This is a genomic window from Kribbella sancticallisti (genome assembly GCF_039530625.1).
In the GTDB taxonomy this organism is placed as follows: Bacteria; Actinomycetota; Actinomycetes; order Propionibacteriales; family Kribbellaceae; genus Kribbella; species Kribbella sancticallisti.
Map to the genome: position 1 here is coordinate 59,759 of NZ_BAAAOS010000058.1, position 15,133 is coordinate 74,891.

At 69.0% G+C, this 15,133-nt stretch carries 13 protein-coding genes; 4 read left to right on the top strand and 9 right to left on the bottom strand.

What is annotated here, in order from left to right:
* Positions 1-82: 82 nt before the first annotated feature.
* From ABD255_RS37375 to ABD255_RS37415, 9 genes are all read right to left on the bottom strand, one after another.
* Positions 83-1,354, bottom strand: a complete 1,272-nt coding sequence (locus ABD255_RS37375) for an ATP-grasp domain-containing protein (RefSeq protein WP_344221535.1) — start codon at positions 1,352-1,354, stop codon at positions 83-85.
* 11 nt (positions 1,355-1,365) lie between these two features.
* Entirely contained in the window at positions 1,366-2,661 is a 1,296-nt protein-coding gene (locus ABD255_RS37380; RefSeq protein ID WP_344221536.1) for an MFS transporter, read from the bottom strand.
* The gene (locus ABD255_RS37385; RefSeq protein ID WP_344221537.1) at positions 2,658-3,920 is read right to left on the bottom strand and encodes an ATP-grasp domain-containing protein; all 1,263 of its coding nucleotides are present in this window, start codon (positions 3,918-3,920) and stop codon (positions 2,658-2,660) included. The genes ABD255_RS37380 and ABD255_RS37385 overlap by 4 nt, the downstream gene beginning before the upstream one ends.
* Position 3,921: 1 nt before the next feature.
* On the bottom strand, positions 3,922-4,296 hold the full coding sequence (locus tag ABD255_RS37390) for an avidin-fold protein (protein ID WP_344221538.1): 375 nt from the start codon (positions 4,294-4,296) through the stop codon (positions 3,922-3,924).
* Complete coding sequence (locus tag ABD255_RS37395; RefSeq protein WP_344221539.1) at positions 4,293-6,674, bottom strand: FAD-dependent oxidoreductase; 2,382 nt, start codon at positions 6,672-6,674, stop codon at positions 4,293-4,295. Before ABD255_RS37395 ends, ABD255_RS37390 begins: the two co-directional genes overlap by 4 nt.
* Positions 6,675-6,678: 4 nt before the next feature.
* Entirely contained in the window at positions 6,679-8,034 is a 1,356-nt protein-coding gene (locus tag ABD255_RS37400; RefSeq protein ID WP_344221540.1) for a class I tRNA ligase family protein, read from the bottom strand.
* Positions 8,027-8,443, bottom strand: a complete 417-nt coding sequence (locus ABD255_RS37405) for a cupin domain-containing protein (protein ID WP_344221541.1) — start codon at positions 8,441-8,443, stop codon at positions 8,027-8,029. The genes ABD255_RS37400 and ABD255_RS37405 overlap by 8 nt, the downstream gene beginning before the upstream one ends.
* Before the next feature lie 341 nt (positions 8,444-8,784).
* Positions 8,785-9,195 carry a ferritin-like domain-containing protein gene (locus tag ABD255_RS37410; RefSeq protein WP_344221542.1) on the bottom strand — a complete coding sequence of 137 codons (411 nt, stop codon included), beginning with the start codon at positions 9,193-9,195 and terminating at the stop codon, positions 8,785-8,787.
* The gene (locus tag ABD255_RS37415; RefSeq protein WP_344221543.1) at positions 9,192-9,752 is read right to left on the bottom strand and encodes a cell division protein FtsK; all 561 of its coding nucleotides are present in this window, start codon (positions 9,750-9,752) and stop codon (positions 9,192-9,194) included. The genes ABD255_RS37410 and ABD255_RS37415 overlap by 4 nt, the downstream gene beginning before the upstream one ends.
* Positions 9,753-9,885: 133 nt before the next feature.
* Here ABD255_RS37415 and rimP point away from each other — a divergent pair, with 133 nt between their 5' ends.
* From rimP to infB, 4 genes are all read left to right on the top strand, one after another.
* Positions 9,886-10,401 (top strand): ribosome maturation factor RimP, encoded by a 516-nt coding sequence (gene rimP, locus ABD255_RS37420; RefSeq protein WP_344221544.1) that lies wholly within the window; start codon positions 9,886-9,888, stop codon positions 10,399-10,401.
* Position 10,402: 1 nt separating this feature from the next.
* On the top strand, positions 10,403-11,395 hold the full coding sequence (gene nusA, locus ABD255_RS37425; protein WP_344221545.1) for a transcription termination factor NusA: 993 nt from the start codon (positions 10,403-10,405) through the stop codon (positions 11,393-11,395).
* A gap of 44 nt (positions 11,396-11,439) precedes the next feature.
* Positions 11,440-11,715, top strand: a complete 276-nt coding sequence (locus tag ABD255_RS37430; protein WP_344221546.1) for a YlxR family protein — start codon at positions 11,440-11,442, stop codon at positions 11,713-11,715.
* A gap of 191 nt (positions 11,716-11,906) precedes the next feature.
* A complete protein-coding gene (gene infB / locus ABD255_RS37435) occupies positions 11,907-15,125 on the top strand; it encodes a translation initiation factor IF-2 (RefSeq protein WP_344221547.1) in 3,219 nt (1,072 codons plus the stop codon).
* Positions 15,126-15,133 lie beyond the last annotated feature (8 nt).

The window sequence follows — 15,133 nt, forward strand, 5'->3', positions numbered from 1 at the left end:
CCGGGACGGGCGTCTGGGGGACGTCCGTGCCGGGGCCGGTTGGGGCTCAGTCAGAACTGGGGGGTCGAGACTGAGCTGAAGGTCAGGGTTTGTCGATGGTTATCGCGGCCTCCATGGTGAGGACTCGGTGGTAGTCGTCGTCGAGGGTTTGGGGGTCGCTGTGGATGAGGATCACCCAGGCCAGGCAGGTGAAGAGGTCGACTGTTTCGGGGACGATCGCGTCCTCGTCGTGGAGGATTTTCATCCAGTGGAAGGACTTCAGGGTTTCGATGTCGGCGAAGACGTCGCGGTTGCGGAAGTGGCCTTCTTGGTAGGCGGAGATGAAGATACCGCGGAGGTGCTGGACCAGGTCGAAGCTTTCTCGGACCTCGCCGCGGACCCGGTGGGCGACCGTGCGCTTGATGTGGTTGTCGCCGGTGGCGAGTTCGCTGACCATCTGGTGGCCGCCGCCGGCCGGGCGGGCGGCTACCTCGATCAGGCGTGGGCCGTCGGCTGTCAGCATCACCTCGGCGTGGCCGCAGCCGACCCGGATGCCGACGGCGTCCAGGACCTGCTGCGTGTACGGCCAGATCGCCAGTACTTCGGGATCGTCCGCGGCGAGGAAGTCGATCCGGTGGTAGATGCCGATCTTGTCGCCGCGGCTGATCTTGGTGTAGCGGCAGACGTCGACGAGTGAGTGCTTCCCGTCGACCGTGTAGCTGTCCACCAAGTACTCCGTACCGTCGGCGTACTCCTGGATCAGCACCGCCTCGTTGACCAGGCCCATCTTGTTCGTCCGGCCGAGCACCCGGTCGAACCGTTCGCGCCAGTCGCCGTCCTCGAAGACGATGTAGACCTCGTCGCCGGCGGCGCTCTTCGGCGGCTTGATCACCAGCCGCCTGCCGAGCAGGTCGTTCTCCTTCAGCCACCTCTCGGCCTCGGCCGGATCGGCGGTCATCAGCTGCCGCAACCGCGGTACACCCGCGGCCGACAACGCCTGCGCCATCTCCCACTTGTCCCGCCGCGCCGTCGAGAGTGACGGCACGTTCCCGGTGCCAGGCACCAGGATCTCGATGAGTTGGTCACACAGTTCGACACCACTCTCGGCGCCGGCGATGAGGTACTCCGGTTCGTACCGGCGCAGCTCGTCGGCCAGAGCTTCGACATCCCCGGTGAAGTAGTGCACGTGCTCGAACTCGTCCGGATGCCAGCTGGCCGCGAACGTCGGTAGCGGTTCGGACGAACTCAGTACTGCGACCGGCAGCTGCCCGGCTTCTCTGAAAGCGGCAGGATATTCCTGCCCAGTGGACAACGGATCCACGATGATCGTGTATCGACCGGGGTGGTGGGGCGGGCTAGGTATTTTCTCAGTCATGAGAGTCCTTCCTACGAGCTCTCGCTCGGCAACGGCTCGCTGGCCGGGGTGATGTCCACTACCGGTTCCTCGGTCTCGGCGGTCGGCTGCATGCCGAAGTAGGCGAGGACGACGCCGACCGCTCCGGCCAGGCCGCACCACAGCCAGACCCGGGTGCCGGCGTTGTTCCAGATCCACACCCCGAGGAACGGCCCGAGCGCCGAGCCGAGTCCGAACATGGCGTGCGCCGACCCGACGTACCGGCCCAGCAACGGCTTCGGTGCGGCCATCCCCGGGTAGGCGAACATCGTCGGGCCGCCGATGATCTCGGCGAGCGTCCACAGCAGCGTGCCGATGACGAAGATCGCGATCCCGCCCGGCAGGGCGTAGAAGGCGAGACCGCCACCGAGCAGCACGAACCCGATCATCGCGACCATCCGTGCGGGCCAGTGCTGGACCACCTTGGTCACCAGCAACTCGCAGGTGATCACGATGAACCCGTTCAGCGCGACCACCGCACTGAACCACCAGGTCGACAACCCTTCCGACTTCATGTGCAGCGGAAGCACGGCCAGGTACTGCATGTAGATCGCGGCGTTGATGAACATGCAGAGCAGGAACAACACGTACTTGTAGTCCCGCAGTACGGCCAGGTAGCCGCCCGTGCTCGGCGCCGCCTCAGCCACTGAGACATCCGAGACCTCCGAGACCTCCGAGGAGGCCGGTGCTTTCGCCCGCTTCGGCAGCGCCACGACCGCCACCGCCGCATAAGCGAGCGCGGCCAGTGCCTCGCCGATGAACAGCAGGTTCCACGAGACGGCGACCAGCGCCGCACCGATCAGCGGCGCGGCCGTGGTGCCGAGGTTCATCGCCAGCCGGTAGACCGCGAAGATCATCACCTGGCGGTTCTTCGGCGTCAGTTCGGTCAGCAGCGCCGCCGAGGCCGGCCGGTAGAACTGCCCGACCGCGCCGGCGAGCGCGACCACGACGAGCACGGTCGCGTAGTTCGGCACGTACGCGATGGCCAGCACGAATCCGGCCATGCCGAACATGCTGATCATCACTGCCATCCGCGGCCCGAGCTTGTCCGACAGCGAGCCGCCGACGATCAGACCGACGACCGTACCGCCGCCGTAGACGCCCAGCGCAGTACCGGCCTGTACGTCGGTGAACCCCTTCGAGGTGGTCAGGAAGAGCACCAGGAAGACCTGCAGGAACCAGCCGAGCTTGTTCACGAAGACACCGACGAGCAGTGCCTTCACCGCCGGTGGGGCCTCCCGGATGGTCGCCCAGATGCCGGTTTCATCGGTGGTGGTTGGGGAGCTCATGAGGTCTCCTCCGGATCCTTCACCTTGCCCGACCAGCGCAGCGCCTTCTCGGCGGCGTCCAGTCCGGCCCGGCAGTCCTCCAGCGTGGGGGCGACCGCGGTCGCGTACGCGATCCGGCCCCACACCGTGCCTTCCGGCGGCGGGCTGGTGGTCTGACCGGCCTCCATCAGGACGACGAGTTGGTCGATCGTGGCGGGCAGATCGGTCTCGTCCCACTCCACCCGGTCGAGCACGGTGTTGTTCTCGTCGACGTAGAAGAACCGCACGCCGCCGGCGACGGCCCGGTCCGGCACCAGTTCTGGCGCGCGTCCACAGGCGACCGCCGCGGCCGCCAGACCCGGGTCCGCCCCGGTGGCCTGCAGGCCGAGGTACGGGATCATGTCCCCGCCGATCCGGCCGTTGATCTCGATCACCTTCGGGCCGTCGGTCGTCATCATGATCTCGGTGTGGGTGATGCCGTCGGTGAACGCGATCGCGGCGTGCGCGTCGACCAGCACCTGCATCAACTGCTCGTCGGCGAGCAGCGGATCGGCCGCGTCGACGAAGTGCCCGACCTCCTCGGCGTACGGCGGGTAGCCGAGTTCCTTGCGGGTCAGGCAGAACGGCGTCACCTGGCCCTGGAAGACGGCCGCGTCGATGCTGATCTCGTAGCCGTCGGCGAACTCCTCGACCAGCACCTTGACGTCGTAGTGCGGCGCCTCCGGCACGGTCGTGTCGTGCGCGAACGCCCAGTTGGCCCGGACCTCCTCGGCGGAGTTCACCTTGACCACACCGAGGCTGGCGGCCATCGCGCGCGGCTTCAGGATTGCCGGGTAGCCGACCTTGTCCGCCGCGGCGAGCGCGTCGTCCAGGGTGTCCACCAGGATGGATTCGGGCTGCGGGACCCCGTGCTCGGCGAGCGCAGTACGGGTCAGGTGCTTGTCCCGGCAACGGTTGATCATCGCGACGTCGCCACCGGGCAGGTTCAGCGCCTCGGCGATGTGCGCGGTCTGCAGGATCCGGGCCTCGTCCCAGCACAACACGCCGTCGACCGGCTCGGTCTCGTGCAGTATCTTCGCGGCCGCGACCAGCACGTCGGCGTCGAGGGTGGTTTCCAGCACGGTCCAGCCCTCGATGTAGTCCTTCTCCCACGACGGTTCCGCGTGCAGGAACATGTGGATCCGGTACTTCGGGGCGATCGACCGCAGGATGTACTCGCGGAAGAGCCGCATGCCGGTGGCGACGACCAGCAGGTGCGGACGCTCATTCTCTGGGTTCATCTCAGGCCTCCCTGACCGGTGCTGGGATCTGCTCGATGTAGGTCACACCGGTACTGCCGTCGCTGCGCCGGAAGTGGTCGGCGATCCGGATGGTGCCGTCCGCCGTGTACTCCGGGACGCTGTGGCACTCACCGCTGACGAGCTCACCCGCCGCGGTCAGCAGGCAGTACGCCGCCTCGATCGACCCGTCGGGCTGCAGGTGCCCGACCAGCCGGCCGCTGCGCAACGAGCCGCCGGCGTAGAACTCCGCCCAGACCAGGTCGTCCTCACGGTGGTACTGCCCGTACGGCGCGCCCGCCGCCGGGTCGTCGACGACCAGCTGGAACCAGACACCGTCCACGTCAGGCGCGAACGGCTCCGGTGCGGCGGCGGTCACCACTGCACCGCGCAGAGCTCGTCGGAGATCGGGTAGATCTCGCGGTCGAACATCGAGTTCAGCACGATCGCGGCCCGGACCGGTAGTTGCGTCAGGCCCGCGTTCGTCAGGCCGTGGCTGTACCGGCTCGCGTTGAACGAGTAGATCCGGTGGCCGTTCATGCCCTTCCAGCGGACCGAGTAGTCCGGCTCGACCAGCATCTCGCCGTCGTCGTCGTAGTCGATCCGCTCCCGCAGGTCGTCGTCGAACGGCGCCTCGACGTGCTCGCGACCCGCCGCCACGACGATGTGCCTCACGTCGTGCTCCTCCGGCGTCTCGGGAGTCGTGCAGCGCAGCCGAAGGGTGCCGTCGGCAAGCTCTTCGGCGGACGTGACGTCCCGGCCCGGCAGCAGTGTGACCGGGAACCGGCCCAGCGTCAGCAGTCCGTCGTAGTTGGCCTGGTAGAGCGCCCGGAGTCCACCAGGGGTGATGGCGTCGCCGCTGTAGCGGGAGTCGACGATCATCTCGCGCCGCTTGCTGCGGTTGAGCCCCTGCAGGAACTCGATGTGCGACGGGCGGTACAGCTCGTTGGCCATCGGGGAGTCGTCGATGCTGCGGAACCACTGGTTCCGGCCGATCCAGCGGATGTCGGTGAAGCCGGACCCGAGCAGGCGCAGTACGCACTCGAGGCCGGTCTGGCCGCCGCCGACGACAGCGATCGGCTCGGACTTCTGTTGATCGAGGTCGGGCAGCCGGACGCCGAGCTCGTCGGCGATGAAGGCGCGCTCGCGCGGCAGCCCGCGGACGTACTCCGGCCAGACCGGCCGGGTGCCCAGGCCGAGCACCAAGTGCTCGGAGAGCGCCACCGGCTCACCGCCGACGGTGACCTGGAAGCCCTCGTCGGTGATCGAGATCGCGTCCACCCGGGAGCCGAAGTTCACCACGCCGAGCCGCTCGGTGGCCCAGGCCAGGTACCGCTCGTACTCGATCCGGGGCAACGAGTCGAACTGGGAGTTGATCAGCGCGTACAACCGCCCGGAGGTGACCAGGTAGTTCAGGAACGTCAGCTCGTGCCGGGGGTCGACCAGCGACACCAGGTCCTTCATCCAGCCCGTCTGCATCCGGACTCCGGGGTAGAGCAGCGGCGTGTGCCAGCCGGCCACCGGGCGGGAGTCGAACAGGGCCAGCTTCTCGGTCGTAACGTTCTTGTACAGGGCTGCCAGTGACAGGTTGGAGGGTCCGGCGCCGATGCCGACCGTGTGGTACCTGGGTGGGCTGCCGAGGGCTCGTTCCGTGATGGTCATGCGCTTGTTCTCCGTCCGCGAAGTGGTGTTACGGGTGTTTCCGCCGCTGGCTTGGGGCCCGAGCAGGTCGCTCGCTGCCGTCCGGCTCGCGGCCAGCGCGGTTTTCACGCTGCCGCCGGACCCACCGGTGAAAGTGAAGAGCCGATGCGTGCTGCCGAGCACGGACCACAGGGTCAGTACCGGCGGATCGGCGTAGCAGTCGGCGCTGTTGACCGTCGTCGCGGTCTTCAGCAACCGGAGATGAGGCAGTCGTTCGCCGGCGATCCGGACGGCCTGGTCGGCCAGATCCTGGATCGGGCGGCTGCTGCCGGGAGGAACGGACCAACGGTGGGAGTCGACACCGAGCAGGAGCCCGCCGTCGGCCGTGGGCCGTCCATAGAGGTCACTGGTCTCGTCCACGAACATGGTCGGCAGCGCGCCGTCCACCTGGTAGACGGCGACCTGGATCGCCTTGGTCCGGTACGGCTCGGCCGGCAACTGGTTGCCCGCGAGGAGCCCGGGGGTCCACGGACCGGCCGCCACCACGACGACGTCGTACCGCGCGCTGTCGCCGGGAGTGCGGCAGCTGACGGAACCGTCGGGGTGGGGGACCAGACCGAGTACCGGACCGGTGACGACCTTGCTGTTCAGACCGCGGGCGAGCCGGTCGATGACGGCACCCCGCAGTTCGTCCGGCCGGATGAACCCGGCTCGCTTCTCGAGGACGCCGACCGTACCGTCGGGCAGGCCGTGCCAGCCGCGACCGCGCAGGTCCGCGCCATCGACGATCTCCGCCGAGCCGGGGTGCGCGTGCTCCACCTCGGCAACGGCCTGCCGCAGTCCTGGATAGTCCTTGAGCAGGTAGCTGCAGCCGGTCTCGGTGTAGCCGGCCTGGTCCAGCAGGGCGGGGCTCTCCAGCAGTTCGGCCAGGCTCTCGATCGCCAGCCGGCGTTGCGCCGGGTGGGTCTCGAATGCGCGGACGCCGCCACCTGAGGAAGCGGTGGCGTCCGCGCCGGGCAGTCCCGTCACGAGGTCCACCGAGACGCCCTGGTATCCGCTCAACCGCCAGGCAAGGAACGTGCCGGCGATGCCGGCCCCGATCACGCAGATCCGCATGGCGCTACCCGCCGCCCGTCCCGGTGAGCGCCGTACGCAACGCACCGGTCTCCCGGACCCCACCGGTCAGCAGGCTGATCAGGCTCCGGGCGGCCAGCGCCGGGTCGAATCCGCCCGGCCGCAACGCTGCCTCACCCCGGGCCAATTCGGCCTCGGCCAGGGCCGGGTGAAGCGGGTCGGTACTGAGCCGGCTGCCGTCCAGCAGCGGCCCGACCCGCTCGGCGAAAGCCCGGAAGGTCTTCCAGGTGAAGTCACTCTGAAAGCGGTCCGGCCGGTCCCAGGCGAGAAACAGCCGGACGATTGCCGGGTCCTCGTCCCGGAGTAATTCATTCGCCCAGACGGCGTGATTCCTGCTGGTCGAGAACTTCAATCCGTCCAAGGTGTAGAACTCGTTGACCACCAGCCCGGAAAGGGGTAATGGATCGACTTCCGCCGCGGCCCAGACGGCCTGCCAGTAGATGGCGTACCAGTAGGCGTTGTCGAGGCCGAGGAAGTGCCACAGTTGGCCCACCCGGCCCAGCGCGGCGCGATAGCCGGCCAGGTCCGTGGCCGCCGGATCGATCGCCCGGGCGATGTTGTAGAGGTCTGTGAGCGCGATCTCCGTGTACGGCCCGATCCGCAGTCCGGTCAGCGGCCCGTCGCCCTCGATGCCCCAGTTCGTCGGATACGCGAGGGCGATCTCGGGCAGTTGCCCGGCCAGTTGCCGATCGATCAGTGCCCGTACCGCGGGCGGCAGGTCGGCCCGCACCCACAGTTCGGTGAGCGTGGCGCGGTGGTCCTCCATCCGCAGTACCGGGACCGTCGCCTCGAACGGGCGGGGCTCGCCGCCGCAGCGGCCGCAGACCGGATCGACCATGGTGTCGGTGCAAGTGAAGGAGCCGCACTGCTCGCAGGCACCTCCGGCCGCCGGTGCATGACAGACCCCGCACAGCCCGCTCAGGTATGACTCGTGCAGGGTTCGGGAGCAGTCCGCGCAGGCGTACAACGTCACCTCGCGCAGGGGAGTGGCTCCGCTCGCGACGAGTTGGTTCATCAGTTGCCGCACGATCGGCGCGTGCTCGTCCTCGAGCGGATCGCTGAACCGGTCATAGCCGATCCGTGCCAGGTCGTAGGTTTTCTTGATGTCGGCCCGGAAGTCGGCCATCATCGCGCCGGCGTCCAGGCCTTCCCGTTCGGCCCGGGTGAGGACGTAGTTCTGGTGCACGTCCAGGCCGCTGGTGACGACCACGCGTTCACCTCGGGCCCGTGCGGCCCGGGCCGCGATGTCCGCGGCCAGGTAGGGCCCGGACAAGTGTCCGACGTGCAGTGGGCCGTTGGCGGTCGGCTGCGGGAACGTGATGACCGTGACCGGATCAGTCATGGCCGGCCGCCACGATCCGGACCGGCCGACCGGCCGGGTTTGATTCCTTCCGCACCACACCGTCCCGGTCGTCGGTTGCCAACGGCATCCAGTAGGCGCTGAAGATGGTCAGCTCCTGGTCGGCCGAGCGGTTCTGCACCACGTGCGCCTCGGTGCTGCTCAGCAGGAACGCGCTGCCCTGCCGGATCTCGTGGACGGCGTCGCCGGTCAGCACGTGCGCCGTACCGGCCACGACGACGGACAACTCCAGCTCGGGATGCTGGTCCAGCGGGCTCTCCGAACCGGGCGGAACGGAGTACCACATGGCTTGGAACGGGAGGTCCCGATCGAGTCGGTACTGCTCCCAACGGACTACCCGGAGGTCTTTCACCAACAGGCTCTCGCCAGTGATCAGGTCGAATGTACGCATGCTTCACTACCCTCCGTAGCCGGCCCAGGGCGCGGCTCAAGAAGTTGTTTGAAACAAATGGAAAAGTACGGACCAGACGCTTTTGATTCAGCCTTGGATCATCACCCGCGCAACAACGGCGAAAGCCCTTGTGGCGCTGGTGAAAGCCCGGCGACCCCCCAGTCTCCGTGACCGGAAATATAGGGAAGGTGGCGCTCCGAGTAAAGGGGAGTACGCAACGAAATTCAGATCAGCCGTAACCGCGCCGGAAAATATTCGTTATTGCCCAGATTCATCATCGATGCGTGTCCGGGCGGGTACGGAAAGCAACGGGCGACGGGCGGGGGTGCGGACCGATCCGGTCAGACGCTGCCGGGCAGTGCGACCGGTGCGCCGCCCCAGTTGAGTTGGTTGCTCGCCGCGGTGATCAGCGCCTGGATCGCCAGCGCGCGGATGGCCTCCTGCTCGGCTCCCTCGACCAGATCGCCGTAGACGGCGGCGAGCCGACGCTCGATCACCAGGATCAAACTCGTTGCTTGCGCCGCCGTTGTGACCGCCACCGGCAGGTCGTACGCCGGTTCCGCGGCGACCGGGGTCTCGCCGGCCGTGACGAGGAGATCCGTCAACTTGTCCCGCTGGCGGCGGTGCTGCTCGTACAGCACGTTCGCGGCCTTCCAGCGAGTGCCGCTGAGCTTGCCACCGGCAACGCCGACCCCGTAGAGGGCGGCGTGCTCGCCGGCCAGAGCGGCTTGGAGGGCTTCGGTCTCGGTCACCGGTCGGCCTGCTTCTTCTTGACGGTCAGGGTGGCGGCCAACTGGCTCTCGGACGCCGCGACCATCGCGAGCAGCCGGGCCGGGGCTCCGGACAACTTGGCGGCGGCAACGGCATGGGCAACGGACAACTTCTGCTCGCGGCTCGCCAGGTCCGCCAGTGCGGCCGCGGAGCCCTTGGGCAGCGGCGGCAACTTTCCGGCCTGGGGAGGCTCGGACCCGGCGGCCTCCTTGAGTCGCGCCACGTGCTGGGCGTGGAACGTCACGGCGGGCGTGAGTCGGGCCCGCAGAGCCGGGTAGGCCTGGCTGACCGCGCTGTAGCGCAGTGAGAGTTGGGTCACCTGAGTGGCCGCCAACGTCAGAGCGGCGACCACCGCCGGATCCGTACTCGGGGTCGGTGGCTCCGTGCCGCCCTTGCCGTCCTGGCCGCTCGTGGCTCCCGGCGTGCCGGACTGGGCCGGTGAGTCGTCGCAGCCGGCCACCACGGTCGCAGTACCGGCGGCTAGCGCGGCGGCCCGCAAAGCGGTCCGGCGGGAGAGGAGGTGAGGATCGTTCGGCACGGCCGAAACGATATCCCGGCGCAGGTACGTGTCAGGACCGCTCGCCGGGCCGGATAAGGTGGGCTACTGCCCTCGGTCGGATTGCCGGGGTGCACAACGGGTGTCACAACTGGAGAGAGAGGCAGGTCTACCTGTGAGCCGAAGGACTGACCACACGGACCCCGAGAGCCTCGAAAACTTCCTGCGGCCGATCGTCGACCAGTTCGGCTGCGACCTGGAGGCCGCGGAGGTGGCGCCGCTCGGTGGCCGCCGGATGCTGCGTGTGCTGGTCGACCGGGACGGCGGGATCAGCCTGGACGAGATCGCCGAGGTGACCCGGGCGATCTCCAAGGCGCTCGACACCGACGACCTGATGGGCGAGCGGGCCTACATCCTCGAGGTGTCCAGCCCGGGCGTCGACCGGCCGCTGACGCTGCCGCGGCACTGGCGGCGCAACGTCACCCGCCTGGTCGAGGTGACCCTCGCGGCCGGCGGCAAGGTGACCGGCCGGATCAAGAGCGCCTCGGACGAGGCCGCCGAGCTGGACGTGAAGGGCCGCCCTCGCACGATCGCGTACGCGGACGTGGTGAAGGCCAAGATCCAGATCGAGTTCAACCGGGCTGCCGGCAACGACGAACCTGCCGCTGACGGCACGGTGGAGGAGAACTGAGATGGACATCGACATGGCCGTACTGCGGGCCCTGGAACGCGAGAAGGACATCGCCTTCGAAGTCGTCGTGGAGGCCATCGAGCAGGCCCTGCTGGTCGCGTACCACCGGACCGAGGGAGCCCAGCAGCACGCTCGCGCCGAGCTGGACCGCAAGACCGGGCACGTGACCGTGTTCGCCCGTGAGCTGGCCGAGGACGGCACGCTCGCCCGCGAGTACGACGACACCCCGGCCGACTTCGGCCGGATCGCGGCCACCACCGCCAAGCAGGTCATCCTGCAGCGGCTGCGCGACGCCGAGGACGAGGTCCGCTACGGCGAGTTCTCCGGCAAGGAGGGCGACATCCTGTCCGGCGTCATCCAGCAGGGCCGCGACCCGCGCTCGGTGATGGTCGACCTCGGCAAGATCGAGGCCGTGCTGCCGGCCCCGGAGCAGGTGCCGGGGGAGAAGTACGAGCACGGCTCCCGGCTGCGGGTCTACGTGGTCGGTGTCCGCAAGGGCTTCAAGGGCCCGCAGATCACCGTCTCCCGGACCCACCCGAACCTGGTGAAGAAGCTGTTCGCGCTCGAGGTACCGGAGATCGCCGACGGCACCGTGGAGATCACCGCGATCGCGCGGGAGGCCGGTCACCGGACCAAGATCGCGGTCCGGACGCTGAACCCGTCCGTGAACGGCAAGGGCGCCTGCATCGGCCCGATGGGCCAGCGGGTGCGCAACATCATGCACGAGTTACACGGTGAGAAGATCGACATCATCGACCACAGCGACGACCCGGCCACCTTCGTCGGGAACGCGCTGTCCCCGGCTCAGGTGTCCTCCGTCGAGGTCGTCGACGCCGCGGCGCGCGCCGCGCGGGTCGTCGTTCCGGACTACCAGTTGTCGCTGGCGATCGGCAAGGAGGGGCAGAATGCCCGCCTCGCGGCCCGGCTGACAGGCTGGCGGATCGACATCCGGCCGGATACGGATGTGACTCGTGGGGACGAGAAGGTAGACTGATCTCTCGGTCGGTCGACTGAGTCGTCACCACACCCTGAGGAACTGTGACAGAGACTGCAGACGCGCGCCCTGAGAAAGTCAGGAAGCGCACCTGTATCGGGTGTCGGAAACGGGACAGTCCGTCCGGCCTGCTGCGGATGACGGTTTCCGGAGGACGTGTCCTCCCGGATCCCGATCATCGGGCACCCGGCCGTGGGGCGCATCTGCACCCGGTGACCGAGTGCCTCGACCTCGCCGAGCGTCGCAAGGCGTTCCCGCGGGCCTTCAAGGTCCCGGGGCCGCTTGATCTGTCGCTGGTACGGGAACAAGTCGGGCAGTAGTTCGAAAGAGCAGCATCAAGTGCGGCCGCCCGGCCGCCCATGGCGCAAGCCGTGAAGTATCGGTTGCAGACGCATGAAGGCGGGTCATCGACTCATGACCACTCGATGAGTGTCGAACGATGAGTGCAATGCGATGAGCATGTACGTCAACTAACGGTCCGCGCCTCCAGGCTCGGACCAGAGGGAGAGTAGTGGCAAAGGTCCGGGTCTACGAGCTCGCGAAAGAGCTCGGAGTTACCAGCAAGGTCGTTCTGACCAGGCTGAACGACATGGGAGAGTTCGTCCGATCGGCGTCCTCGACGATCGAGGCACCCGTCGTCCGACGGTTGGCGGAGGAGTTCGAGAAGAACCCGCCGAAGAAGCGCGCGGCCAAGAAGGCCGCCGCGAGTACATCGACAGCGCCGCAGGCGACCGCACCGGTCACGCCCGCGGAGACTGCCTCGACGCAGGCTCCCGCGGTCGAGTCCAGCGCACCTGCCGCGGCGTCGGCACCGGCTGCCGAGGCAGCTCCGGTGAAGGCCGAGCCGACGGTGGCGGAGACTGCAGCCCGCGAGGGCTCTGCGGACACCGCGGCTGCGAACAGCGCGGCTGCCGCTGCGTCCGCCGCGACCGGCACCAAGGCCGGTCCCACCGCGTCCCCGGCCCGTCCGGGTCCGCGTCCTGGCCCCAAGCCGGGTCCGCGGGTCGAGACCCCGGCCGCACCGGCGTTCGAGGCTCCGGCGGCCAAGGCCGCGGAGGCCCCGGCCGCACCGGCAGCCGAGGCTCCGGCGCCGGCGCCGGAGGCACCCGCAGTGCAGGCTCCTGCCGCTTCCGCGGCGCCGTCGGCTCCGGCCGGTCAGCGCCCCGGCCCGGCAGCACCGCGTCCCGCGGGAGAGGCTCCGGCTCGTCCGGCGCCGCGCCCCGGAGTACCGGGCAACGCTCCGCGTCCGGGTGGTGCGCCCCGTCCGGGTGCTCCCCGTCCGGGCGGAGCGCCTCGTCCTGGCGCACAGGGTGGCCAGGGCGGCCAGGGTGGCCGTCCGGGTGCACCGCGCCCGGGCAACAACCCCTTCAGCTCGACCCAGGGCATGCAGCGCGGTGGCGCACGTCCGGGCCCGGGTGGCGCTCCGGCGGCCCCGGCTCCGGGTGGCAGCCCGGCCGGCATGCCGCCGCGCCCGCCGCAGGCTCGTAGCGGTGGCTCCGACCGGCCGCGTCCGTCGGGTGGTGTTCCGGGCGCCCCGCGTCCGAACCCGGCGATGATGCCGAAGTCGTCTGCCGGTACGTTCACCGGCCGTCCGTCGGGTCCCGGCGGCGGCTCGGGTGGTCCCGGTGGTGGCGGCGGCGGTGGCCGTGGCCGTCCTGGCGGCGGTTCCGGCGGTCCGGGTGCCGGTGCGCGTCCGGGTGGCGGCGGTGGCGGCGGCGGTTTCCGTCCCGGTGGTGGGCCCAGCGGTCCCCCCGGTGGCGGTGGCGGCGGTCGTCCGGGTCCGGGCAACCGGGGCCGTGGCGGAACGCAGGGTGCCTTCGGGCGTCCGGGCGGTCCGGCCCGTCGTGGTCGCAAGTCCAAGCGCGCCAAGCGCCAGGAATTCGACAACATGCAGGCTCCGGCCGTCGGCGGCGTGCGCGTCAGGCACGGTGACGGCGAGGTCGTCAGGCTGGCCCGTGGCTCCTCGCTGACCGACTTCGCGGAGAAGGTCGGCGTCGACCCGGCATCGCTGGTCCAGGTGCTGTTCGCCCTGGGCGAGATGGTGACCGCGACCCAGTCGGTCAACGAGGAGACCCTGCAACTGCTGGGCACCGAGCTGAACTACGACGTCCAGGTCGTCTCCCCGGAGGACGAGGACCGCGAGCTGCTCGAGTCATTCGATATCGACTTCGGCTCCGACGAGGGTGACGACTCCCACCTGATGGCACGGCCGCCGGTCGTGACCGTGATGGGTCACGTCGACCACGGTAAGACGAAGCTGCTGGACGCGATCCGGCACGCGAACGTCGTGGCCGGCGAGGCCGGTGGCATCACCCAGCACATCGGTGCGTACCAGGTGACCACCGAGGTCGACGGCCAGCAGCGCGCGATCACCTTCGTCGACACCCCGGGTCACGAGGCGTTCACCGCCATGCGTGCTCGTGGTGCGCAGGCCACCGACATCGTCATCCTGGTGGTCGCGGCCGACGACGGCGTGATGCCGCAGACGATCGAGGCGCTCAACCACGCCCGCGCGGCCGGTGTGCCGATCGTGGTCGCGGTGAACAAGATCGACGTCCCGGCAGCCGACCCGGTCAAGGTCCGTGGCCAGCTGACGGAGTACGGTCTCGTTCCCGAGGAGTACGGCGGCGACACCATGTTCGTCGACGTCTCGGCGAAGTCCCGGATCAACATCGAGGGACTGCTCGAGGGTGTCGTGCTGACCGCGGACGCGGCGCTGGATCTCCGGGCCAACCCGGACATGCCGGCGCAGGGTCTGGCGATCGAGGCGCACCTGGACAAGGGCCGTGGTCCGGTGGCGACCGTGCTGGTGCAGCGCGGAACGCTGAAGGTCGGCGACTCGATGGTCGCGGGTCCGGCGTACGGCCGGGTCCGGGCGATGCTCGACGAGCACGGCAACTCGGTCGAGGAGGCGCTGCCTTCGCGTCCGGTGCTGGTGCTCGGTCTGACCGCGGTACCGGGAGCAGGCGACAAGTTCCTGGTGGTCGAGGACGACCGGATGGCCCGGCAGATCGCCGAGAAGCGGGAAGCCCGGGCTCGTGCGGCGGCCAACGCCAAGCGGCGCGTGCGTCGTACCCTCGAGGACTTCATGGCCTCCATGGAGAAGGGGAAGAGCCAGGAACTGCTGCTCATCCTCAAGGGCGATGGCTCCGGTTCGGTCGAGGCACTGGAAGACGCGCTGGTCCGGATCGAGGTCAGCGACGAGGTCTCGCTGCGCGTCATCGACCGTGGTGTCGGTGCGATCAACGAGAACGACGTCAACCTGGCCATCGCGTCCGACGCCGTCATCATCGGCTTCAACGTGCGCCCGGCGGGCAAGGCCGGTGACCTGGCCGAGCGCGAGGGCGTGGACATCCGGTTCTACTCGGTCATCTACGCGGCGATCGACGACATCGAGGCGGCCCTGAAGGGCATGCTCAAGCCGGTCTACGAGGAAGTCACTCTGGGCCAGGCGGAGATCCGCGAGATCTTCAAGTCGTCGAAGGTCGGAAACATCGCCGGTTGCTGGGTGACCAGCGGGCTGATCCGCCGGAACGCCAAGATCCGGTTGATCCGGGACGGTGCCGTGGTGGTCGAGAACGGCGACCTGTCGTCGCTCAAGCGGTTCAAGGACGACGCGTCCGAGGTCCGCGAGGGCTTCGAGTGTGGTCTGACCGTGCAGGGCTACAACGACATCAAGGTCGGCGACGTCGTCGAGGCGTTCGAACTGCGCGAGAAGCCGCGCAGCTGATCACGCCC

Excerpts from the sequence above, each read along its gene's own strand:
- ABD255_RS37375 (WP_344221535.1), bottom strand. The coding sequence starts at position 1,354 with ATGACTGAGAAAATACCTAGCCCGCCCCACCACCCCGGTCGATACACG.
- ABD255_RS37380 (WP_344221536.1), bottom strand. The coding sequence starts at position 2,661 with ATGAGCTCCCCAACCACCACCGATGAAACCGGCATCTGGGCGACCATC.
- ABD255_RS37385 (WP_344221537.1), bottom strand. The coding sequence starts at position 3,920 with ATGAACCCAGAGAATGAGCGTCCGCACCTGCTGGTCGTCGCCACCGGC.
- ABD255_RS37395 (WP_344221539.1), bottom strand. The coding sequence starts at position 6,674 with ATGCGGATCTGCGTGATCGGGGCCGGCATCGCCGGCACGTTCCTTGCC.
- ABD255_RS37400 (WP_344221540.1), bottom strand. The coding sequence starts at position 8,034 with ATGACTGATCCGGTCACGGTCATCACGTTCCCGCAGCCGACCGCCAAC.
- ABD255_RS37405 (WP_344221541.1), bottom strand. The coding sequence starts at position 8,443 with ATGCGTACATTCGACCTGATCACTGGCGAGAGCCTGTTGGTGAAAGAC.
- nusA (WP_344221545.1), top strand. The coding sequence starts at position 10,403 with ATGGACATCGACATGGCCGTACTGCGGGCCCTGGAACGCGAGAAGGAC.